Genomic DNA, 21,518 nt, shown 5'->3' on the forward strand with positions numbered 1-21,518 from the left:
AGGCCCGAGGCGCCCGCCTCCGTACGCCTCGTACAGTGCTGGGCATGAGCGATGACACGGTGCTGCACGTGAAGGGGCGGGTGCTCGTCGGACCCGAGGACGTACGGGACGAGGTGTGGGTCGTGGACGGCCGCATCACCTACGACCGTCCTCGCGCCGAGGCGGTCACCGTGCACGGCTGGACCCTGCCCGGACTCGTCGACGCCCACTGCCACGTGGGGCTGGACCACCAGGGCCCGGTCGACGCCGCGACCAGCGAGAAGCAGGCGCTGACGGACCGGGACGCGGGCACCCTGCTGCTGCGCGACGCGGGGTCCCCGTCGGACACCCGGTGGATCGACGACCGCGAGGACCTGCCGAAGATCATCAGGGCCGGCCGGCACATCGCGCGCACCCGCCGCTACATCCGCAACTACGCCCACGAGATCGAGCCCGCCGACCTCGTGGCCTACGTCGCCCACGAGGCCCGGCGCGGCGACGGATGGGTGAAGCTCGTCGGCGACTGGATCGACCGCGACGCCGGTGACCTGACCGCCTGCTGGCCGCGCGACGCGGTGGAGGCCGCGATCGCCGAGGCGCACCGGCTGGGCGCGCGGGTGACGGCCCACTGCTTCGCCGAGGACTCGCTGCGCGACCTCGTGGAGGCGGGCATCGACTGCATAGAGCACGCGACGGGCCTCACCGAGGACACCATTCCGCTCTTCGCCGAGCGCGGCGTCGCGATCGTCCCGACGCTGGTCAACATCGCCACGTTCACCGCGCTGGCGGCGGGCGGTGAGAGCAAGTTCCCGCGCTGGTCGGCCCATATGCGCAGGCTGCACGAGCGCCGGTACGACACCGTGCGCGCCGCCTACGACGCGGGGATCCCGGTCTTCGTCGGCACGGACGCGGGCGGCTCGCTGGCGCACGGGCTGGTCGCCGACGAGGTCGCCGAGCTGGTGAAGGCCGGCATCCCGCCCGTGCGGGCGCTTTCGGCGACCACGTGGGGCGCGCGGGAGTGGCTCGGCCGCCCGGCGCTGGAGGAGGGCGCCCCGGCGGACCTGGTCGTGTACGACGAGGACCCGCGTGCCGATGTCCGGGCGCTCGCGGGACCGCGGCGGGTGGTGCTGAACGGACGGATCGTCGGCTGACACGGTCCCACCGGCCGTCTCTGGACGGTGTGTTGACCCGGCGTGATCCGCCCGTGCCGCACGTCGGCCACGGCACTGTCCCGTGCGCCGGTCCGTCGTCGGCGCGCCTCGGGCGGTGACGGGTGGGGCCGCGAGGAACACGCGTGCCCCAAGAATCGAATACTGACGCGGAAACCTCACTTTAGGGTGAACTCGTCCCAGTTGGCTGCCAGTTCACTCTCCGTGCGTAAAGGATGCGGATGTCTTCGCCACCGCGTCCACGTGTCCCCGTGGACGCGGGAGGCGCCGTGTCTTCTGTGGGGGTTCCACCACCGTGAACAGCAACACCTTCCGTCTGCCCGCAGCCCGTGTGCCCGCACGCAAGGCCGCCGCGGGGGCGGCCGCCGCCGCACTGGCCGTCGTCCCGCTGGCCCTCGCGACGCCCGCGCACGCCGCCGGCGGCGACGGAAAGGCGGAGGCGGTCGTTCTCCGTACCGGCCTCGACGTCTCCCTGCTCGACAAGACCACCGTCCCGCTCAGGGCCGTCCTCAACGAGGTGCGGGCCCCCGGCAGCGCCGAGAAGACCGCCCTGAGCGTCCGGTTGGACGGTGTGGACAAGGGGCGGCCCTTCCAGGTGCTGCGTGCCGATGCGGCCACGGCCAGGGCCACCGCGGAGGACGGCAGGGCCGCGGCGTACAGCAACGTGGTGCGCGCCCGCGTGCACGTGCCCGGACTGCCCCTGCTGTCCCTCGTCGAGGTCGAGCAGGTCACCTCCGAGGCCGTGTGCGCGGCGGGGAAGAAGCCCGTCGCCACCTCCAACGTCCTCGGACACGTCAAGGTGCTCGGCAAGAAGGTGACGCTCAGCGCGGGCGGGTCGACCCGCGTCGAGGTGCCCGGTGTCGGCGAGGTCACCCTCGACCTGTCGAAGACGCACACCACGTCCCGCACGGCCGTGGCGACGGCCCTGCGGCTCACGGTGTCGGTCGCTCCCCTGGACCGCAACGTCGCCGAGGTCAGCGGCGAGGTGACACTCGTCGAAGCGGCCTGCGAGGCGCCCGGCGCCCGGACGAAGCCGTCCGAGAAGCCCACGGAGAAGCCGTCGAAGGCCCCGGCCGACAACGTCGCGCCGCAGACCGGGCAGGGGCCCGGGGACAACCTGGCGGAGACCGGCGGCAGTTCCAGCACCCCGTACATCGCGGGCGGCGCCGGTCTGCTGCTCGCCGCGGGCGCGGCCACGATCGTCCTGGCGCGCCGACGCTCCGGCTCCCGGGGCTGATCCGCTCCGGTCCGGCCGGGCCCCACCGAGGGGGAGGGGCCCGGCCGGACCGGCAGGCAGAGGCCCGCGGTCAGCCCACCATGACCAGGGCCTGGTCCAGGGCCTGCAGGAAACGATTCGTCGTCACCCTGTCCCGGACCGCCAGCCGCAGCCAGTCGCCGTCCAGCCCGGGGAAGGTGTCCCCGCGCCGGACGGCGAAGCCGAGCCCCCGCAGCCGCTCCCGCACCTCCTGCGCACGCCGGACCCGGACGAGCACGAACGGGCCCTCGGCGCTGTCCACGGCCCGTACCTCGTCGAACTCCGCGAGGCCCGCCAGCAGATGGGCGCGGTCCGCGGCGATCCGGCGCGCCGCGTCCTCGGCCTCCGCCAACGCGGCGTCCTGCATGCACGCCTGCGCCGCGGCCAGCGCGGGCGTCGACACCGGCCACAGCGGCTGGGCGCGCTCCAGCGCGGCGATCGTCGCCGGCTCCGCCAGCACGTACCCGATCCGCAGGCCCGCGAGCCCCCACGTCTTGGTGAGGCTGCGCAGCACCACGAGGCCCGGTACGTCGGTGCGGCCCGCGAGCGCCTCCACCTCTCCCGGCACCGCGTCCATGAACGCCTCGTCCACGACCAGCAGCCGCCCCGGGCGCGCCAGTTCGGCGATCCGCGCGGCCGGGTGCAGGACGGAGGTCGGATTGGTCGGATTGCCGATCACGACCAGATCGGCCGACTCCGGCACCGCCTTCGGATCCAGCCGGAAGCCGTCCTCCTCCCGCAGCAGGACGCGCCCCACGTCGTGGCCCGCGTCCCGCAGAGCCGCCTCCGGCTCGGTGAACTGCGGATGCACGACGACCGGCCTGCGCACCGGCAGCGCCCGCGCGAGCAGCACGAACGCCTCCGCCGCGCCCGCCGTCAGCAGCACCCGTTCCCTCGGCAGCGCGTGCCGGGCCGCGACGGCGGTCCGCGCGGCGCGCCCGTCCGGGTAGGCGGCCAGCGAGTCCATCGACGCGGCGATGCGCTCCCGGAGCCACCGCGGGGGTGTGCCGGTACGGACGTTGACCGCGAGGTCGACCAATTCCGAGCCGTCGTCCCGGACCTCGGCGTCCCCGTGGTGGCGCAGGTCGTGCCCGCCCGACGGCTCGGATCGCTCGGGGTGTTCGGGGTGGCCCCGTTCGTCAGTGCGCGTGTACATGGCCGCCGCGCAGCGGTACGGGAAGACGGGTCACAGGGGTCTCCTCGATGAGTGGGGGGTGGAAGTACGCACGACGGCCATCATGTCTCCTGCCGCCGGATCCCGGCAGAGGCAGGGGTCGTACGCGGGGAACTCCGCGCGATGGCGCACGTCGCACCCGCGGGCCGCCCCACCGGACACGACCTGCGCTTGGGCACCAGCAGTTCGCCGCCGCCCGCCAGGGCCGCCGCCTCGGCGACCGACGGTGTCCCGACCGCCGCCAGCGCCGCCCCGGAGGCGCCGGGCACCGGCACGGCGGCGAGCCGCGCGGCCGAGTACGCCACCACGGGAACGCCCAACCGCCCGGCCACACCCACGATCCCCGGCTCACCGGCCTTCACGTCGAGCGTCGCGACCTCCACCACGTCCGCCGCCGTCAGGCCCGCCTCGCGCAGCGCCGTCAGGACGAGCTCCACGACCTCGTCGACGGGCACACCCCGCGACGCGCCGACGCCGACGACGAGAGCGGGCGGGCCGGTCATGGAGCACTCCTCGGAGTCGGGGCAGAGGCGGGGCGGGGAAGTCAATCCGGTGCGGCGGCGATGTGCACGCGAGCGGGTCGATGGGCTAGCAAAGGCGCATGGCGGTGTTCGTCGCGCTCGGCGCGTTCCTGATGACGCTGTTCGGCGGCTGGATGGCGCACCGCGTCACCGACCGCCGTCACCTCGTGCTCGGCCTCGCGGGCGGTCTCATGCTCGGCGTCGTCGGGCTCGACCTGCTGCCCGAGGCCGCGGTGGCGGCGGGGCGGCCGGTGTTCGGCGTACCGCAGGCGCTGCTGCTGTTCGCCGGCGGCTTCCTCACCGCCCACTGCGTGGAACGGCTGCTGGCCGTACGGCAGGCCGCGCACGGAGGGGAACGCCGCGTACCGCAGGTGGGGCTGACGGCGGCCGCGGCGATGGTGACCCACAGCCTGATGGACGGCATCGCCCTCGGCGCCGCCTTCCAGGTGGGCGGCGGCATGGGCGCCACCGTCGCGCTCGCCGTCGTCACCCACGACTTCGCCGACGGCTTCAACACGTACACGATCACCAGCCTGTACGGGAACACCCGCCGCAAGGCGGTCGTCATGCTGATCGCCGACGCGCTCGCGCCCGTGCTCGGGGCGGCGTCCACACTGCTGTTCACTCTTCCTGAGGAACTTCTCGGCAGCTACCTCGGGTTCTTCGGCGGCGCGCTGCTCTACCTCGCCGCCGCCGAGATCCTGCCCGAGGCGCACCACGAACACCCCGCCCGTTCCACCCTGTTGTGCACGGTCGGCGGTGTCGGCTTCATCTGGCTGGTGGTCGGCCTCGCCGAATGACCCGGCCCCCCTCATCCCCGGCACGCCTCGACGAACCGGGCGGCGACGTCGGGCCGCGACGCCCAGTGGGTGTGCAGATAGCTGGCATGCACGCCCCGGTGCACGAAGCCCTCCACCCTGCGCTCCGGACGCACCATGCCCCACGCGGGGCCGGCCCCGGCCCCCGGCTCCAGCACCGTGCGGTGGAACTCGTGGCCGCGCATGCGCGTCCCGGCCGCGGCCAGCGGGCTGTCGCCCACGGCGACGGCCTCCCGGTAGCCGAGGGTGAGCCGCCCGGTCATGCGCGCGTCGGCGTCCAGCACCCCGCACATGGGCTTCCCGTCCAGGGAACGCGCGAGGTACAGCAGCCCGGCGCACTCGGCGGCGACCGGCGCCCCCGACCGGGCCAGCTCGGCGACGGCCTTGCGCAGCGACTCGTTCGCCGACAGCTCGGGGGCGTACACCTCGGGGAATCCGCCGCCGACGACGAGCCCGCGGGTCCCGTCCGGGAGGTGCTCGTCCCGCAGCGGGTCGAAGGTCACGACCTCGGCGCCGGCGGCCTCCAGCAGTTCGACGTGCTCGGCGTACGAGAAGGTGAACGCGGGCCCGCCGGCGACGGCGATCACCGGCCCGGCCGTGGGCACCTGCCCGGCGGAGCCCTGGGGGAGGGGCGGCCCGACCCGAGCGCCGGCGTGCCGCCGTAGCGCGTCCTCGGGGTCCCACGGCGCGTCGGCGATCGCCGGCGCCGACCGCGCCAGCGCCAGCAACGCGTCCAGATCGCACCCCGCCCGCACCTGTTCCGCCTGCGCCCGCACGGCATCGAGGGCCTCGGCCTGCCGCTCGGCCACCGGCACGAGCCCGAGGTGCCGCGACGGCGTCGCCACCGCGGGCGCCCGCCGCAGCACGCCCAGAACCGGCACCCCCGACTCCTCCAGCGCCTCCCGCAGCAGCCGCTCGTGACGGTCGGTGGCGACCTTGTTCAGGATCACCCCGCCGATCCGCACCTGAGGGTCCCAGGACGCGAATCCGTGCACCAGCGCCGCCACCGACCGGGACTGTGACGAGGCGTCCACCACCAGCACGACGGGCGCCCGCAGGAGCTTCGCGACCTGTGCGGTCGACGCGAGTTCGCCCTGGCCCGCGGCGCCGTCGTACAGGCCCATCACGCCTTCGACGACGGCCAGTTCGCAGCCGCGCGCGCCGTGCGCGAAGAGCGGGGCGATCAGCTCCGTGCCGCACAGGTACGCGTCGAGGTTGCGGCCCGGCCGCCCGGTGGCCAGCGCGTGGTAGCCCGGGTCGATGTAGTCCGGGCCGACCTTGTGCGGCGATACCGCGAGACCGCGGTCGGCGAACGCGGCCATCAGGCCCGTCGCGACCGTGGTCTTGCCCGCGCCGGAGGACGGCGCGGCGATGACGAGACGTGCTACCACTCGATGCCCCGCTGGCCCTTCTGCCCGACGTCCATCGGGTGCTTGACCTTCGACATGTCGGTCACCAGATCGGCGAAGTCGATCAGCTTCTGCGGGGCGTTGCGGCCGGTGATCACCACGTGCTGGGTGCCGGGCCGCTCGCGCAGCACCTCGACGACCTCGTCGGTGTCGATCCACCCCCAGTGCATGGGATAGGCGAACTCGTCCAGCACGTAGAGCCTGTACGTCTGCGCCGCCAGGTCCCGCTTGACCTGCTCCCAGCCCTCACGCGCCTTGTCCTCGTTGGACAGCTCCCCCTCGGCGGTCGGGCGCTGGATCCACGACCAGCCCTCACCCATCTTGTGCCAGGCGACCGTGCCGCCCTCGCCGCTCGCGCCGAGCACCTTGAGCGCGTTCTCCTCGCCGACCTTCCACTTGGCCGACTTCACGAACTGGAAGACCCCGACCGGCCAGCCCTGGTTCCAGGCCCGCAGCGCGAGCCCGAACGCTGCGGTCGACTTGCCCTTGCCGATGCCCGTGTGCACGAACACGAGCGGGCGGTTGCGGCGCTGACGGGTGGTGAGTCCGTCGTCCGGTACGACGGTCGGCTGTCCCTGCGGCATTAGGCGGCCCTTCTGCTGATGGCGTGTACGGTACGGACGTCCTTGACGAGTCCGGCGATCGAGTCGGCGCGCAGCTCGTCGAGCGTGACGGCGGTGCCGCCGAGTTCGCCGGCGAGTACGCCGGCCAGACCGAGCCGTACGTGTCCCGACTCGCAGTCCACGACGACCGACGCGGTTCCCTCGGCGGCGTGCAGCCGCGCGGCGCGCAGGGCGAGGGCGAACGCGTCGCCCGCACCCCGTGCCGTGGCGCGGCCGTCCGTCACCACGACGAGCAACGGGCGGCGCGACGGGTCGCGCAGGCGCTCGACGCGCAGCACCTCGTGTGCCTTGAGCAGGCCCGCCGCCAGGGGCGTACGGCCGCCCGTCGGCAGCTGTTCCAGCCGGGCCGCGGCCGCGTCCACCGACGACGTCGGCGGCAGCGCCAGCTCCGCGTCCTTCCCGCGGAACGTGACCAGGCCGACCTTGTCGCGCCGCTGGTACGCGTCCAGCAGCAGCGACAGGACCGCGCCCTTGACGGCGCTCATCCGCTGCCGTGCCGCCATCGAGCCCGAGGCGTCCACCGCGAACAGCACGAGGTTGCCCTCGCGGCCCTCGCGGGTCGCCTGCCGCAGATCGTCCCGGTGGACCACCAGGCCGGGACCGCTGCGCCCGCGAGCGCGCTGGTGCGGGGCCGCGGCCTGCACGGTGGCGGCCAGGTGGAGTTTCGTGAGCGTGCCCCGGGGCCGGCGGGATCCGGTCGTCCGCCCGTGGTCGGTACGCGCCCGGGACCTGCGGCCCGCCGCGCCCTCGCCCAGGCCGGGCACGCTGAGCACCTTCGTGCGGAACGGCTCCGCGGCCCGTACCGGCTGCTGCTCACCCGGCCCGGCGCCGGGGGCCGGTGCGGGCGGCGTCTGCGCCTCGGCGGGCTCGGACGACGCGTCCGGGCCCTGGCCCTGCGGCGGTACCCCGCCGCCGTCGGGACCGCCCCCGCCGGGTCCGCCTCCGTCAGGACCGGGGTCCGGGTCGGGATCGGGGTCGGGCTCGTCGTCGCCGAACTGCTCCAGGGTCTCGTCGAGCCGGTCCTCGTCGAGCCCCGGCGCGTCGAAGGGGTTGCGCCTCCTGCGGTGCGGCAGCGCGAGCAGCGCGGCCTGGCGCACGTCGTCGGTGGTGACCTCGTCGCGGCCGGCCCAGGCCGCCAGCGCCGTCGCCGTACGCGCCATCACGATGTCCGCGCGCATGCCGTCCACCTCGAACGCCGCGCAGGTGGCGGCGATCTGACGCAGCGCCGCGTCGCCGAGGACCACCCGCGGCAGCAGCTCCCGCGCCGCCACGATCCGCTCCCGCAGCGCCGCCTCCTCGTGCGCCCAGCGGGCCGCGAAGCCGGCCGGGTCGTCGTCGTACGCCAGCCTGCGCCGTACGACCTCGACCCGCTGGTCGGGGTCCCGGGAGGCGGCGACCTCCACCGTGAGGCCGAAGCGGTCGAGCAACTGCGGCCGCAGTTCGCCCTCTTCGGGGTTCATGGTGCCGACGAGCAGGAAACGGGAGGCGTGCCGTACGGAGACGCCCTCGCGCTCGACGTACGAGGCGCCCATGGCGGCGGCGTCCAGCAGCAGGTCGATCAGGTGGTCGTGCAGCAGGTTGACCTCGTCGACGTACAGGATCCCGCGGTGCGCGTCCGCGAGCAGGCCCGGCTCGAAGGCCTTCACGCCGTCGGCGAGGGCCCGTTCGATGTCGAGTGCGCCGACGAGCCGGTCCTCGGAGGCGCCGACGGGCAGTTCGACCAGGCGCATCGGCCGCGCCGACGCGGCCCCGCCCTCGTGCGGGCCGTCCGGGCACGCAGGGTCAGGCGCCGCGGGCGCGCAGGAGAACCGGCACCCGGCGACGACGCCGACATCCGGCATGAGCGACGCGAGCGCCCGTACGGCGGTGGACTTGGCGGTCCCTTTCTCACCGCGGACGAGCACGCCGCCGACCGCCGGGCTGACCGCGTTGAGCAGGAGGGCCAGCCGCAGATCGTCCATCCCGACGACCGCGGTGAACGGATAGGGGGTGCTCATCGCCTGATCACTCCTTCGCTTGAGCCCGGCGACGTGAGCCTCGCCGGCGACTGAGGCACGGGGGGTGCTCCCACGCCCATGGGGCGCGGGCGGGGGTTCCCACGGCCGTCGGGCCGCGGGGGGAGGGGCCCGGGGCGGAGCCCCCGAAACGGGATCCCGGACCGGGGTGTCACCCACGCCGCCCGGCGCAGGGGCAGGGCGGGGTGGCGCGCGCCGCAGGCGCCCACCGCGCTCACGGAGCACCCGGCGGGACGAACGGCAGCCCGGCAGGCGGGCCCTGTTCGATCAGCCGCAGCAGCGCGTCCGTGTCCGTGTGCTCCTCGATCAGATCCGCGAGGCGGTCCAACTGCTCCTCGCGCAGCGCGCCGAAGCTCGTGTCCGGGGCCGGTACGAACCGGCGGCCCGCCTGTGCGGCGATCTCCCGCAGGAACGCCCGGCGGAAGCCGTCGCTCTCCAGCGAGCCGTGCCAGTGGGTGCCCCACACGGAGCCGACCCGGCAGCCCTCCAGGCCGTGTCCTCGGCCGTCGGAGAGGAAGGCCTCCCCGCCCAGCACCTCGGCGACGCCGTGGTGGATCTCGTACCCCTCCACCCGCTCGCCGAGCGCCTCGCCGACGGGGCGCGCGAGGGTCTTCTCCGGTGCGAACCGCACCCGGACCGGCAGCAGCCCGAGCCCTTCGACCGCACCCGCCTTCGACTCGACGTCGTCCTCGATGCGTTCGCCCAGCGCCTGGAAACCACCGCAGATGCCGAGCACCGGCCGGCCCTCAGCGGCGCGCCGGACCAGCGCCTGCGCCAGCCCGCGCTCCCGCAGCCACGCCAGCGCCTTCACCGTGCCGCGCGTGCCGGGGACGACCACCAGGTCGGCGTCGGCCAGTTCCTCGGGCCGGTCCACGAACCGGACGACGACGCCCGGTTCGGCGGCCAGCGCGTCGACGTCGGTGAAGTTCGACATCAGCGGCACCGCGCACACCGCGACCCGCAGCACGTCCTCGCCGACCGGCGGGGCGACGACCGACTCGCGGACCGCGCCGCGCAGCGAGACCCTCAGGCCGTCCTCCTCGTCGATGCCGAGCCCGTGCGCGTACGGCAGGACGCCGAACGTCCGCCGCCCGGTGAGCCCGCGCAGCATGTCGAGGCCGGGCTCCAGCAGCGTCACGTCCCCGCGGAACTTGTTGACCAGATAACCGGCGACGAGTGCCTGGTCCTCGGGCGCGAGCAGGGCCGTCGTCCCGAAGAACTGCGCGAACACCCCGCCGCGGTCGATGTCCCCGACCACGAGCACGGGCAGCCGTGCGGCCCGCGCGATGCCCATGTTCACGATGTCCGTGCGCCGCAGGTTGATCTCGGCCGGACTGCCCGCCCCCTCGCAGATCACGGCGTCATACGTGCCCCGCAGTTCCTCCAGGCACGCCATGACCGGTTCGAACAACTCGCGCTGCCGGTTCCCGTGGTAGCCCTTCGCGCTCATCTCGCCGATGGGCTTGCCCATCAGGACGACCTGGCTGGAGCGGTCGCCGCCGGGCTTGAGCAGCACCGGGTTCATCAGCGCGGTCGGCTCCACACGGGCCGCCTGCGCCTGCATCGCCTGGGCCCGCCCGATCTCCGCGCCCTCGCGCGTCACGAACGAGTTCAGCGACATGTTCTGGCCCTTGAAGGGCGCGACCTTCACCCCCCGCCGCACCAGCCACCGGCAGATCCCGGCGGTCACGACGCTCTTGCCCGCGTCCGACGTGGTCCCCGCGACCAGCAGTCCGCCGCCGTTCATGTACGCCTCCCCCTCATGGCCCCCCAGGCCAGTCGTGCGCCCGCGCACGTCGCGAGCGTCAGCACGCCGATCCGCCGCGACAGCCGCACGGCCCGCCCGATGTCCCCGAACTCCACGGCCCGGCCGGATCCGTTGAGCACCGGCCGGTGCTCGACACGGCCCCCGTACGACAGGGTCCCGCCCAGCCGGACGCCGAGCGCTCCCGCGAACGACGCCTCCACCGGACCGGCATTGGGGCTCGGGTGCTTCGCCGCGTCGGCCCGCCAGGCGCGTACGGCCCCCCGCGGGTCGGGGCCCGCGATCACGGCGAGTGCCGCGGTGAGCCGTGCGCCGGGCCAGCCCGCCACGTCGTCGAGGCGTGCCGAGGCCCAGCCGTAGCGCCGGTGGCGCGGCGACTTGTGGCCGACCATGGCGTCCAGCGTGTTCACGGCACGGAAGCCGAGCAGCCCGGGAACGCCCGCGACAGCGCCCCACACCAGGGCGCCGACGACGGCGTCCGACGTGTTCTCGGCGACGGACTCGACCACGGCGCGGGCGATCTGCTGCTCGTCCAGGGCCTGCGGGTCGCGCCCGCAGAGGTGGGGGAGCCGTGCGCGGGCCGCCTCGACGTCCCCCGCGGCCAGCGCATCGCCGACGAGGCGCGCCTCCCGGCCGAGCGTGGTGCCTCCGACCACGGCCCAGGTGGCGGCGGCGGTCAGGGCGACGGACGCGGCGGGGGAGCGGCGCACGGCACGGGACGCCAGCGCGCCCGCGGCGACGGCTCCGCCGGCGCAGAGGGCCGTGTGCAGGGCGCCCCGGCCCCGGTGGTCACGCCACAGCAGCCGCTCGACGGCGCCCGCGGCCCGCCCGAAGGCGGCGACGGGGTGCCCGCGGCGGGGGTCGCCGACGAGCCGGTCGACGACGAGGCCCGCGGTGGCGCCGTACACGAAGACGCGGTCGGCACGCATGGGTCAGTGATCCCGCAGGCGGGGGCCGACGGACAGGGCCGGACGGCAGCCGGGCATGGGAGGAGTCCTCACTCAGGGTCCGCGCCCTGGTTCGACGTGACCGGCGGCGAGAGTTCCTGGCTCCCCAGGGGTGTGATCCTCCGGGTGACAGTGGCGGGACCGCGCCGGATTCGCACCGGACTTCCTCTTCTGCCGCCGTAGATGGCCCCGGCAGTCCACCACGCCCCGCGAACGCCCGTCAACTCACCCTTGACCTGCGGAGGGACAGTGTGCGAAGCCCCACACCCCACGCACGCCGGAGCCGGGCCGCAGGCACGCGGGGTGCCTCCGGCCCGGCTCCGGGCGGGTCGCCGTGGCCGGCGAACGGAAGGACTCGAAGGGAGTCAGGTGACGATCAGGTAGATGCCGTACGCCACGGCCGCGGCGCACAGGGCGAAGCAGGCGTAGGCGCCGGTGCGGGCCATGGCGGCCGATCCGCCGTCGGCGGCCGCCGCCTCGTGCTTGGTCAGGCCCACGATGCCCAGGGTGAACAGGCCCACCAGGGCGACGGTGGCGACGAGGCTCACGCCGAAAACGGAGCCGAGAGCTGCCCAGTCGATCTTCATGCTGCTGATTCCTTACACCGTGGCCGGACGGACCGGCTCGGGCTCGGCCGGAGCCGGGATGGTGGTCTTGAGCTCGCCCGCGGGCGGCGGGGTGACAGCCGCGATGGCGGTGGTGACGACGCCGGCGGGCTCCTGCTCCTCGATGTCGTTGACGTTGGTGTGGTCGACGACCTGGCGCCGGGAGACGAACCAGATCGCGGCGCAGGAGATGACCAGGAAGACCGCGACGGCCGCGACGCCCCAGTCACCCTGCTGGGTGACGAACTCCGAACCGGCGGCGACGAGACCGGCGGCCGGCAGGGTCAGGCCCCAGGCGACGAACATCCGGGTCGCGGTGGACCAGCGGACGACACCGCCCTTGCGGCCGAGACCAGCGCCCATCACCGCGCCGGAGCACGAGTGGGTGGTCGACAGGGAGAAGCCGAGGTTGGAGGAGGCGAGGATGACGCTCGCCGCGCCCGTCTGGGCGGCGAAGCCCTGCTGCGGCTGGAGGTCGGTCAGGCCCTTGCCCATGGTGCGGATGATGCGCCAGCCGCCGAGGTAGGTGCCGAGGGCGATGGCGACACCGGCGGAGACGATGACCCACAGGGGAGGGTTGGAGCCGGGGGCGATGACGTTCCCGGCGACCAGGGCCAGGGTGATGATGCCCATCGTCTTCTGCGCGTCGTTGGTGCCGTGCGCCAGCGAGACGAGACCGGCGGAGGCGATCTGGCCGGCGCGGTAGCCCTTGCCGGTGGCCTTCGGGTCGGCGTTCCGGCCGAGCCTGTAGGTCAGCCGGGAGGCCAGGAACGCGGCGACACCGGCGACGAGCGGCGCGGCGACCGCGGGGATCAGCACCTTGGTGACCACGACGCCGCCGTTGACCGCGTCGAAGCCGACGGACGCGACGGTGGCGCCGATGAGGCCGCCCATCAGGGCGTGCGAGGAGCTGGACGGCAGGCCGATGAGCCAGGTCAGCAGATTCCAGAGGATGGCGCCGACGAGCGCCGCGAAGATGACTTCAGGTGAGATGCCTGATTCGTCGACGAGGCCACTGGAGATCGTCTTCGCGACCTCCACGGACAGGAAAGCGCCGACGAGATTCAGAACGGCGGACATGGCCACCGCGGTCTTGGGCTTCAGGGCGCCGGTCGAGATGGTCGTCGCCATCGCGTTGGCGGTGTCGTGGAAACCGTTCGTGAAATCGAACACGAGAGCTGTCACGATCACAATCGCGAGCAGCAGCGTGATGTGTTCCATTTACCCAGGCAATCGTTTGACGTCATTGACTCGGCGACCGTAGGCAACCTGGGTGAACGGAAGATGAACTGGGCCGGGCTCTGCGGTGTCCGTAAGTAGGGACCGAGCATTCCGCTTGCCCCTTTTGAGGCCCTGCGACAGCACCCGGCATCCACTCGAACACACTCCGTCGCCTGTCGCCCCGAGGGGCGCGCCTGACAGGATCTCCGCATGACGGATCACGCGGGGACGGACACGATCGAACAGGGCTGGCAGGACGTCGTCGCGACGGCCCGCAGAACCGCGGCGGAGGGTCTCGTGGTCGGTACGTCCGGCAACGTCTCCGTCCGCGTCGGCGACCTCGTGGTCGTCACCCCGAGCGGGGTGCCCTACGACCGGCTCGGACCCGACGACACCGTCGCCGTCGACCTCGGCGGCCGCCAGGTCGTCGGCACGCTGGAACCCACCAGCGAGCTGCCGCTGCACCTGGCGGTCTACCGCGGCACACCGGCCAGAGCCGTCGTGCACACCCACGCCGTACACGCCACCGCCGTGTCCACGCTGGTGCCCGAGCTGCCGCCGGTCCACTACATGACGGCGGCACTCGGCGGCCCGGTCCGCGTGGCGCCCTACGCGCTGTACGGCACCCCGGAACTGGCCCGCAACATGCTCCAGGCCCTGCGCGACCGCACGGCCTGCCTCCTCCAGAACCACGGCACCGTCGCGTACGGGGCGACCCTGCCCCAGGCGTACGACCGCACGGCCCAGCTGGAATGGATGTGCCAGGTCTGGCTGAAGGCGTCCTCGCTCCCGTCGCTGACCCCCCGCCTCCTCTCCGAAGCGGAACTGTCGGCAGCGGCCGCCCGCCTGAACACCTACGGCCAGCCCCGCCCCGCCACCCCATGACCGGCCCCGGCCCGGTCGCCGCCCGCGCCTGGCGCGGTGCTCCGCCCCGGTTCCGGAAGCGCCCGAGTGCCGGCAGGTGGGCCCCCGTTCGGGCGCCGCGGTCGCCGCCCGCGCTGGTCGCGCCTGGCGCGGGGCTCCGCCGCGGTCCTCCAGCGCGCAGAGGTCGTGCGGGGCCCGAGTGCGGGCCCGGGCGCGGCCGCGTGCGCCGCGGCCACCCGGGCCCTCCGCCGTCAGGCGTCGTCGGGACTTCGCCCGGGGGCCCGGCGTACGGGTGGACCCGCGCGGCCCGCAGGGCCAGGTCGGCCGCGCAGGCGGAAGGTCCAGCCCGTTCGGCGTACGAGGGCACGGACGACGGCCGTACCGGAATCCGGGGCGCAGCCCCAGGGGACGACGGCCGTACCGGAATCCGGGGCGCAGCCCCAGGGGAACACGCCCCCAGGCGAGCGGCCCGTCCGCCGCGCCCACTGGCACCCCCGCCCGCCCCCGCCGACACTGGACCCGTGCGCCCCGCTACAGCGACGGCAGCGGCCGTCACCACCCTCATCGGCGTCGGCGCGGCCACGGTCGCCGCCGGCCGCCACGCGAGCAACGCCGCCCTGGGAGCGTCCCGCCCCCTCCCCGGCGACCCGAAGCTCACCGTGCACGGGACCGATTCCGATCGGGTGACGCTCACGCGCAGCCTCGCTTCACTGCGCCGGGGGACGTACGGGCTGGAGGGCTCCGGAGTCCACGCCGTCGTCGGCCCGGTCCTCGAGGGCGTCACGCACTCCGCGGACACCGTGGTACGCCGCCTTGACCGCGTCGTCGCCGGCGGCCTCCGGCCCGGCAGCCGGGTCCGCCTCACCCCACAGGTGCACAGCGGCGCCCCGGCCGACGCCCTCGGCATCCCGCACGCCGACGTCCTCGTCCCGGGCGAACTCGGCGCCCTCCCGGCATGGTTCGTCCCCGGCACCCGCTCCACCTGGGTGATCACGGTGCACGGCATCGGCACGACCCGGGAGCACCCGCTGAACCTGCTCCCCTTCCTGCGCGACCAGCAGTTCCCCGTGCTGAACCTCGCCTACCGCGGAGACGAGGGCGCTCCCCGCCCGCCGGACGGCCTGAGCCACCTCGGCGACTCCGAGTGGCGCGACCTGGACGCGGCCGTACGGCACGCCGTGCGGCACGGCGCCGAACGCGTCATCGTCCACGGCTGGTCCGTCGGCGCCTCGATGGCGCTGCGGGCCGCCGCCAACTCGGGCCTGCGCGACCGCATCAGCGGGCTTGTGCTGGACTCGCCGGTCCTCGACTGGGAGACGACCCTGCGCGCCCTGGCCACCGCCCGGCACACCCCGGGGCCGCTGCTTCCCCTCGCCGTGCGCGCCGCGCTCGGCCGCACCGGCCCGCACGGCGACCGGATCGCCGAGGCCGCAGACCCGTCGGCCGTCCGCGTCCCGGTGCTGATCTTCCACGGGCCGGACGACACCATCGCCCCCTGGCAGCACTCGCGCCGGCTGGCGGCCGAACGCCCCGGTCTGATCGGCCTGCACACCGTGCCCGGCGCCCCGCACGCCGCGATGTGGAACGCCGACCCCGAGGCGTACGAAGAAGCCCTTCGCCGCTTCCTCACCCCCCTCATGTAACCGCAGGCGAGAGCCGTGTCCGACCCGGCCTCCCCCCGTCCGTTTGGGCTTTCGGGCCGTCAGCGGGAAGACTGCTCCCCGTGACGTCCCGAAAGCCTGATGAGCAATTGGCGCGCAACTCCAGACTCCGTCTTGTCCGCCCGCGATCCCTGGCCACCGCACGACGGGCCGTGACGACCCGGCGCAGCCGTCCGGCGCCGCGTCCGCCGGAGGGCACGCCCGCCCCCGCAGAGCTGGCACGACAGGCCCGCGCGGTCCTCGCCGACGCCGTACGCATCGCCCGCTGGGCCGCCGCGGGAGCGGCCGCGTCCCTGCCCGGCGGACCCGGCGGTGACCCGAGCACCGTCGCGCTCGTCGTCGGCGCGCGGGAACGGGCCGCCTCCGCACTCGGCCTGACGCCGGACCAGGTCCGCGCGGGCTGGGACCGCGCCCGCCTCGCCGGCCTGATCGAACTGCACGGCGGCACCGCGCGCCCCGGCTGGCGGCTGCGCGCCTGGGACCGTGACGACATGGCCGTGCTGCGCGGCTGGGTCGCTCTGTTCGACGCATGGTCGCTCGCGCACCCCGCCCCCGAGGACGTCGCACCCACCGTCGTGGCCGAGGTCGTCGAGGCCGTGCCTCAAGTGCTCTCCCTCCTCCAGCTCTCGGCCGGCCCCGTGCTCGTACCGGCCCTGCTCGATCTGCTGCAGCAGCGCGTCGCCGAATTGCGCGAGGAGCGCTGCGAGGTCCCTTACGGCCCCCGGGGCGAGACGCAGCCCACCGCCGACGAGCCCGGAGCCCCCGTCGACGGCGACGACGTCCCCCTCTCCGTGCTGCTCGACTGGGCCCTCGAAGGACTCGCCGCCGTCGGCGCCCTGACTCTCGAGCGCGGCCAGGCCACGCTCACCCCCCTCGGCAACTGGGCGGTGTGGGTCAAACTCGAGCAGATCTGCGTCGCCGCCCAGAGTCCCGCGGGCAACATCGAGCAGTCCGCCGAGGACATGCTCCGGGGATGCGCCCGTCTCACCCCCGGACCCGCACGCGCCGAATACCGTGCCTGGCTCGCCGCCCGCACCGTCTCCAGCGCGGTCGCCGAGCTCCTCGCCGTCGCACGGGGCGAGGACGCCCTGCTGCGCGGACTGGCCTTCGAGGCGCTCCGCGTCGTCGGCGCCCCCGCCGAGCCCGAGGTCCGCGCGGCCGCCGTCGAACCGTCCCTGCGCCCCTACGCCCTGCTGTGGCTCGCCGAGTACGAGGGCGCCGATCCCGAGGACGCCGCCGAGGTCCTCACCCGTGAGGAGGCCACCTGGCTCTGGGTGGACACCGCAGCCGCCGTCGCGGACCACGGGGAGCCCCAACTGCTGCTGCGCCACCTCGACTCCGCGGTCCAGGGCACGGTCCCGGCGCTCATCGACGAGGTCCGGGCCGGGGGCCACCCCCGTACGGTCCAGGTCCTCGTCGCCCTCGCCGCCGCGCACCCGGACCCGGCCCTGGCCAAGGCCGTCCGGCGGGCTGCCTTCCAGGTGCACACCGGCGGCGTCTGACACGCGTCACACGCACACCGGGGGCGGCGCGGGCTACGACGACTCCGCCACCCCCGGTGTGTACGAGCCGAAGCTCCAGATGTTGCCCTCGACGTCCCGGGCCATGTAGTCCCGTGCCCCGTAGTCCTGATCGGTCGGCGGCATGACGATCTCGGCGCCGTGCTCGACCGCCGTACCGTGGTGCGCGTCCACGTCGTCGACATGGACGAACACCCCAGCCGGGCCCGCCCCCTGCATCAGCTTGTCGAACTCGCTGCCGGTGCCCTTGCTGCCCAGCATCACCATGCCGTTGCCATACGTCAGTTCCGCGTGCAGCACCCCGCCGTCCTCGTCCTCGTACACCGCGTGTTCGGTGAAGCCGAAGGCTTCGGTGAGCTGTCTGATCGCGGCCTTGGCGTCCTGGTAGACCAGCGTGGGACAGATGTTCGGCGACGGCGTCATCCCGATCACTCCTCACTCGCTCGACGACAGGATGGTGATCTGCGTCTCAGTCTGGCACCGCCCACCGACAATCCCGGGCCGCATCGCCCCGCTCGTCAACACCGCGCGGAAAGGCTCAGCCGAACGTGTCGTACCGGGCCGTCCAGGTCGACGCGGTACGCCCCCGCGCCGCCACTGTGCCGCGGCCGTCCCGGCGCGCCGCGGACCCGCGGGGAGAAGACCGCCCCGCTGCGGCCGCAGCCGGAAAAGCACTTGCCATGCCCCGTTAGACTGAGCCGTATGGCAATTCTCCTTGTGCATTAGACGGCGTCGAAGCGTCGCTCGCCCGTCCCTTCCGCCGTCCCACCGCCCTGGAGTATTTCCCCCGTGATCACCGCATCCGGTATCGAGCTGCGCGCAGGCGCGCGCGTCCTCATCGAGTCGGCCTCCTTCCGTATCGCCAAGGGCGACCGCATCGGCCTCGTCGGCCGCAACGGAGCGGGCAAGACCACGCTCACCAAGTGCCTCGCCGGCGAGGGCATCCCCGCCGGCGGCACGATCTCCCGCTCCGGCGAGGTCGGCTACCTGCCGCAGGACCCCCGCACCGGCGACCTCGACGTCCTCGCCCGCGACCGCATCCTCTCCGCCCGCGGCCTCGACGTCCTGATCCGCAAGATGCGCCAGAACGAGGACCGCATCGCCAACGGGCTCGGCGCCACCCGCGAGAAGGCGCTCAGGCAGTACGAGCGCCAGGAGACGGAGTTCCTGACCAAGGGCGGATACGCCGCCGAGGCCGAGGCCGCCACCATCGCCGCCGCGCTCGGTCTGCCGGACCGGGTCCTCGGACAGCCGCTGCACACGCTCTCCGGTGGTCAGCGCCGCCGTGTGGAGCTCGCCCGCATCCTCTTCTCGGACGCCGACACCCTGCTCCTCGACGAGCCCACGAACCACCTCGACGCCGACTCGATCGTCTGGCTGCGCGACTATCTGAAGACCTACCGCGGCGGCTTCATCGTGATCTCCCACGACGTCGATCTCGTCGAGACGGTCGTCAACAAGGTCTTCTACCTCGACGCCAACCGCTCCGTGATCGACGTCTACAACATGGGCTGGAAGCTCTACCAGCAACAGCGTGAGGCCGACGAGAAGCGCCGCAGGCGCGAGCGGCAGAACGCCGAGAAGAAGGCCGCCGCCCTCAACTCCCAGGCCGACAAGATGCGGGCCAAGGCCACGAAGACGGTCGCCGCGCAGAACATGGCCCGCCGTGCCGAGCGCCTGCTGTCCGGCCTGGAGGAGATCCGGATCGCCGACAAGGTCGCCAAGCTGCGTTTCCCCGAGCCCGCACCGTGCGGCAGGACGCCGTTGACCGCCGAGGGCCTGTCCAAGTCCTACGGCTCGCTCGAGATCTTCACCGACGTCGACCTCGCCATCGACAAGGGCTCGCGCGTCGTCATCCTCGGGCTCAACGGCGCGGGCAAGACGACGCTGCTGCGTCTCCTCGCCGGCGTCGAGAAGCCCGACACCGGCTCGGTCACCCCCGGCCACGGCCTCAAGCTCGGGTACTACGCCCAGGAGCACGAGACCCTCGATCCGGACCGGACCGTCCTGGAGAACATGCGCTCCGCGGCGCCCGACCTCGACCTCGTCGAGGTGCGCAAGACGCTCGGTTCATTCCTCTTCTCCGGTGACGACGTCGACAAGCCGGCCGGGGTGCTCTCCGGTGGTGAGAAGACCCGTCTCGCGCTGGCCACGCTGGTCGTCTCGTCGGCCAATGTCCTGCTGCTCGACGAGCCCACCAACAACCTGGACCCCGCCAGCCGCGAGGAGATCCTCGGCGCGCTGCGCACCTACAAGGGCGCCGTCATCCTCGTCACCCACGACGAGGGCGCGGTCGAGGCCCTGGAGCCGGAGCGGATCATCCTGCTGCCTGACGGCGTCGAGGACCTGTGGGGTGCGGACTACGCGGACCTGGTGGCGCTCGCCTGACGCGTGCGGCGCCTCCGGGCGCGGTCCGCGCTCGCCGAGCCGCTCGCGGCCGTCGTACGCCTCGTCCTCGCCGAGCCGTCCGGGGCCTGTGCCCGCCCGTTGATCCACTCCTTATGGATCATTCGGCCTACGCGTGATCCATCATCTGCGTGAGAGCGTCTCGTACTGCGGCGTGGCGGCTCGCCTGCCGCCCGCGCCTGCCCCCCCGGCCTGCACACACCCTTCCGCACCCCCTGACCAGGCATTTTCGCGAACGGTCCGGCGATACGTTCCCTCTCGTATGACCGGAGGGATTGATTCCGGTCATGGGGGCCGCATATCGCATGGCCAAGCGTTCCGTACGGACCTTGTCGAATGGGTGGCCAGGACGCCCGAGAGGGGTGATCATGAGAAGTCCAGAGCGCACTTCCCATGAGGAGGCACGGGTGGCCGAGACTCTGAAGAAGGGCAGCCGGGTTACCGGCGCCGCGCGCGACAAGCTCGCGGCAGACCTGAAGAAGAAGTACGACTCCGGTGCGAGCATCCGGGCGCTGGCCGAAGAGACCGGCCGCTCCTACGGATTCGTCCATCGGATGCTCAGTGAGTCCGGAGTCGTTTTGCGTGGACGCGGCGGAGCGACGAGGGGCAAGAAGGCCGCTTCGGCCTGACACAGCCCGTCGTAAGGACTCCTGCGGCCCATCGGTTCCGCGGTGGCCACCCGGGCGGTCGTCCGACCGGTCCGGGTGGTTACTGTGCAGTCGCTTATCTTCGTAGGCACCACTGCACCGAACCGGAGGCGTCCCATGACTTCGCTCGACCCTGTGCTCGACAAGGACGGTGTGCGACTCACCGTCGACGGCGCCGTTGCCACGGTGACCCTGACCAAGCCGGACAAGCGCAACGCCCAGGACTTCGCGCTGTGGCGGGCATTGACGCAGGCCGGCCGGTCACTGCCGGGCGACGTGCGTGTCGTGGTGCTGCGCGGTGAGGGCAAGTCCTTCTCCGCGGGACTCGACCGGCAGGCCTTCACCCCTGAGGGCTTCGACGGCGAGCCGTCGTTCATCGACCTCGCACGCAGCAGCGACGCGGAGGTCGACGCGGCCATCGCCGAGTTCCAGGAAGCGTTCACCTGGTGGCGCCGCAGCGACATCGTCACGATCGCGGCCGTTCAGGGCCATGCGATCGGCGCGGGCTTCCAGCTCGCCCTCGCGTGTGACCTGCGGGTGGTCGCCGAGGACGTCCAGTTCGCCATGCGGGAGACCAGCCTCGGGCTCGTCCCGGACCTCACCGGCACGCATCCCCTGGTATCGCTCGTCGGCTACGCCCGCGCGCTCGAGATCTGCGCGACCGGCCGGTTCGTCCACGCCGAGGAGGCCGAGCGCACCGGCCTCGCCAACCTCGTCGTGCCCGGCGCCGAACTCGACGCCGCCGTACGGGACCTCGCCGCCGCGCTCGTCGCCGCGCCCCGCGACGCCGTGATCGAGACCAAGGCCCTGCTCCAGGGCGCCTCGGGCCGCACCTTCGAGGAGCAGCGCGCGGCCGAGCGCGCCGCCCAGGCCCGCAGGCTCCGGGACCTCGCCGGTCTCGGCGACTGACCGGGCACCA

Annotated in this window: 18 protein-coding genes, 1 pseudogene and 1 riboswitch; of the genes and pseudogenes, 9 read left to right on the forward strand and 10 right to left on the reverse strand. The window is 73.7% G+C overall.

Translation table 11 applies throughout. The features are described from left to right. Positions 1-44 precede the first annotated feature (44 nt). Positions 45-1,130 (forward strand): amidohydrolase family protein, encoded by a 1,086-nt coding sequence (locus tag AB0K02_RS09115; protein ID WP_365991691.1) that lies wholly within the window; start codon positions 45-47, stop codon positions 1,128-1,130. Between the two features lie 313 nt (positions 1,131-1,443). After that, positions 1,444-2,385, forward strand: coding sequence for an SCO1860 family LAETG-anchored protein (locus AB0K02_RS09120; RefSeq protein ID WP_365991692.1), 942 nt, complete (start codon positions 1,444-1,446; stop codon positions 2,383-2,385). A gap of 70 nt (positions 2,386-2,455) precedes the next feature. Here AB0K02_RS09120 and cobC read toward each other — a convergent pair whose 3' ends face one another. Both cobC and AB0K02_RS09130 read right to left on the reverse strand, forming a co-directional pair. Beyond that, positions 2,456-3,559: an Rv2231c family pyridoxal phosphate-dependent protein CobC gene (gene cobC / locus AB0K02_RS09125; RefSeq protein ID WP_365991693.1), complete on the reverse strand. Its 1,104-nt coding sequence runs from the start codon at positions 3,557-3,559 to the stop codon at positions 2,456-2,458. A gap of 134 nt (positions 3,560-3,693) precedes the next feature. Next, positions 3,694-4,071, reverse strand: a pseudogene (locus AB0K02_RS09130) (cobalamin biosynthesis protein); the annotation flags it as partial. Between the two features lie 107 nt (positions 4,072-4,178). Here AB0K02_RS09130 and AB0K02_RS09135 point away from each other — a divergent pair. Next, entirely contained in the window at positions 4,179-4,898 is a 720-nt protein-coding gene (locus AB0K02_RS09135; RefSeq protein ID WP_365991694.1) for a ZIP family metal transporter, read from the forward strand. A gap of 11 nt (positions 4,899-4,909) precedes the next feature. On the opposite strand, the gene AB0K02_RS09140 is transcribed toward AB0K02_RS09135, so the two are convergent. The 7 genes from AB0K02_RS09140 to AB0K02_RS09170 all read right to left on the reverse strand — a co-directional run bounded on the left by AB0K02_RS09140 (position 4,910) and on the right by AB0K02_RS09170 (position 13,501). Beyond that, positions 4,910-6,307, reverse strand: a complete 1,398-nt coding sequence (locus AB0K02_RS09140; RefSeq protein ID WP_365991695.1) for a cobyrinate a,c-diamide synthase — start codon at positions 6,305-6,307, stop codon at positions 4,910-4,912. Then, entirely contained in the window at positions 6,301-6,909 is a 609-nt protein-coding gene (gene cobO, locus AB0K02_RS09145) for a cob(I)yrinic acid a,c-diamide adenosyltransferase (RefSeq protein WP_365991696.1), read from the reverse strand. The genes AB0K02_RS09140 and cobO overlap by 7 nt, the downstream gene beginning before the upstream one ends. Further along, complete coding sequence (locus AB0K02_RS09150; RefSeq protein ID WP_365991698.1) at positions 6,909-8,945, reverse strand: putative cobaltochelatase; 2,037 nt, start codon at positions 8,943-8,945, stop codon at positions 6,909-6,911. The genes cobO and AB0K02_RS09150 overlap by 1 nt, the downstream gene beginning before the upstream one ends. Positions 8,946-9,177: 232 nt before the next feature. Further along, complete coding sequence (locus AB0K02_RS09155; RefSeq protein ID WP_365991699.1) at positions 9,178-10,710, reverse strand: cobyric acid synthase; 1,533 nt, start codon at positions 10,708-10,710, stop codon at positions 9,178-9,180. Then, on the reverse strand, positions 10,707-11,657 hold the full coding sequence (locus AB0K02_RS09160) for a cobalamin biosynthesis protein (RefSeq protein WP_365991700.1): 951 nt from the start codon (positions 11,655-11,657) through the stop codon (positions 10,707-10,709). Before AB0K02_RS09160 ends, AB0K02_RS09155 begins: the two co-directional genes overlap by 4 nt. A 90-nt stretch (positions 11,658-11,747) precedes the next feature. Continuing rightward, positions 11,748-11,884, reverse strand: a riboswitch (cobalamin riboswitch). A gap of 156 nt (positions 11,885-12,040) precedes the next feature. Next, the gene (locus AB0K02_RS09165; RefSeq protein ID WP_365991701.1) at positions 12,041-12,262 is read right to left on the reverse strand and encodes a hypothetical protein; all 222 of its coding nucleotides are present in this window, start codon (positions 12,260-12,262) and stop codon (positions 12,041-12,043) included. Positions 12,263-12,274: 12 nt separating this feature from the next. Next, positions 12,275-13,501: an inorganic phosphate transporter gene (locus tag AB0K02_RS09170; protein ID WP_365991702.1), complete on the reverse strand. Its 1,227-nt coding sequence runs from the start codon at positions 13,499-13,501 to the stop codon at positions 12,275-12,277. Between the two features lie 210 nt (positions 13,502-13,711). Here AB0K02_RS09170 and AB0K02_RS09175 point away from each other — a divergent pair, with 210 nt between their 5' ends. The 3 genes from AB0K02_RS09175 to AB0K02_RS09185 all read left to right on the forward strand — a co-directional run bounded on the left by AB0K02_RS09175 (position 13,712) and on the right by AB0K02_RS09185 (position 17,528). Further along, entirely contained in the window at positions 13,712-14,386 is a 675-nt protein-coding gene (locus tag AB0K02_RS09175; protein ID WP_365991703.1) for a class II aldolase/adducin family protein, read from the forward strand. Between the two features lie 500 nt (positions 14,387-14,886). Beyond that, positions 14,887-16,008, forward strand: coding sequence for an alpha/beta fold hydrolase (locus AB0K02_RS09180; protein WP_365991704.1), 1,122 nt, complete (start codon positions 14,887-14,889; stop codon positions 16,006-16,008). 170 nt (positions 16,009-16,178) lie between these two features. After that, a complete protein-coding gene (locus AB0K02_RS09185) occupies positions 16,179-17,528 on the forward strand; it encodes a hypothetical protein (protein ID WP_365991705.1) in 1,350 nt (449 codons plus the stop codon). Positions 17,529-17,561: 33 nt separating this feature from the next. On the opposite strand, the gene AB0K02_RS09190 is transcribed toward AB0K02_RS09185, so the two are convergent. Further along, on the reverse strand, positions 17,562-17,969 hold the full coding sequence (locus AB0K02_RS09190) for a VOC family protein (RefSeq protein ID WP_365991706.1): 408 nt from the start codon (positions 17,967-17,969) through the stop codon (positions 17,562-17,564). 366 nt (positions 17,970-18,335) lie between these two features. On the opposite strand from AB0K02_RS09190, the gene abc-f reads away from it, so the two are divergent. The 3 genes from abc-f to AB0K02_RS09205 all read left to right on the forward strand — a co-directional run bounded on the left by abc-f (position 18,336) and on the right by AB0K02_RS09205 (position 21,508). Beyond that, a complete protein-coding gene (gene abc-f, locus AB0K02_RS09195) occupies positions 18,336-19,934 on the forward strand; it encodes a ribosomal protection-like ABC-F family protein (protein WP_365991707.1) in 1,599 nt (532 codons plus the stop codon). Positions 19,935-20,359: 425 nt separating this feature from the next. Further along, positions 20,360-20,581: a helix-turn-helix domain-containing protein gene (locus tag AB0K02_RS09200; RefSeq protein WP_005319113.1), complete on the forward strand. Its 222-nt coding sequence runs from the start codon at positions 20,360-20,362 to the stop codon at positions 20,579-20,581. 135 nt (positions 20,582-20,716) lie between these two features. Then, a complete protein-coding gene (locus tag AB0K02_RS09205; protein ID WP_365991708.1) occupies positions 20,717-21,508 on the forward strand; it encodes an enoyl-CoA hydratase/isomerase family protein in 792 nt (263 codons plus the stop codon). Positions 21,509-21,518: the final 10 nt, after the last annotated feature.

It is taken from the genome of Streptomyces sp. NPDC049597, from assembly GCF_040675505.1.
GTDB lineage: Bacteria > Actinomycetota > Actinomycetes > Streptomycetales > Streptomycetaceae > Streptomyces.

Excerpts from the sequence above, each read along its gene's own strand:
- AB0K02_RS09115 (WP_365991691.1), top strand. The coding sequence starts at position 45 with ATGAGCGATGACACGGTGCTGCACGTGAAGGGGCGGGTGCTCGTCGGA.
- cobC (WP_365991693.1), bottom strand. The coding sequence starts at position 3,559 with ATGTACACGCGCACTGACGAACGGGGCCACCCCGAACACCCCGAGCGA.
- AB0K02_RS09135 (WP_365991694.1), top strand. The coding sequence starts at position 4,179 with ATGGCGGTGTTCGTCGCGCTCGGCGCGTTCCTGATGACGCTGTTCGGC.
- cobO (WP_365991696.1), bottom strand. The coding sequence starts at position 6,909 with ATGCCGCAGGGACAGCCGACCGTCGTACCGGACGACGGACTCACCACC.
- AB0K02_RS09150 (WP_365991698.1), bottom strand. The coding sequence starts at position 8,945 with ATGAGCACCCCCTATCCGTTCACCGCGGTCGTCGGGATGGACGATCTG.
- AB0K02_RS09155 (WP_365991699.1), bottom strand. The coding sequence starts at position 10,710 with ATGAACGGCGGCGGACTGCTGGTCGCGGGGACCACGTCGGACGCGGGC.
- AB0K02_RS09160 (WP_365991700.1), bottom strand. The coding sequence starts at position 11,657 with ATGCGTGCCGACCGCGTCTTCGTGTACGGCGCCACCGCGGGCCTCGTC.
- AB0K02_RS09165 (WP_365991701.1), bottom strand. The coding sequence starts at position 12,262 with ATGAAGATCGACTGGGCAGCTCTCGGCTCCGTTTTCGGCGTGAGCCTC.
- AB0K02_RS09170 (WP_365991702.1), bottom strand. The coding sequence starts at position 13,501 with ATGGAACACATCACGCTGCTGCTCGCGATTGTGATCGTGACAGCTCTC.
- AB0K02_RS09175 (WP_365991703.1), top strand. The coding sequence starts at position 13,712 with ATGACGGATCACGCGGGGACGGACACGATCGAACAGGGCTGGCAGGAC.
- AB0K02_RS09190 (WP_365991706.1), bottom strand. The coding sequence starts at position 17,969 with ATGACGCCGTCGCCGAACATCTGTCCCACGCTGGTCTACCAGGACGCC.
- AB0K02_RS09205 (WP_365991708.1), top strand. The coding sequence starts at position 20,717 with ATGACTTCGCTCGACCCTGTGCTCGACAAGGACGGTGTGCGACTCACC.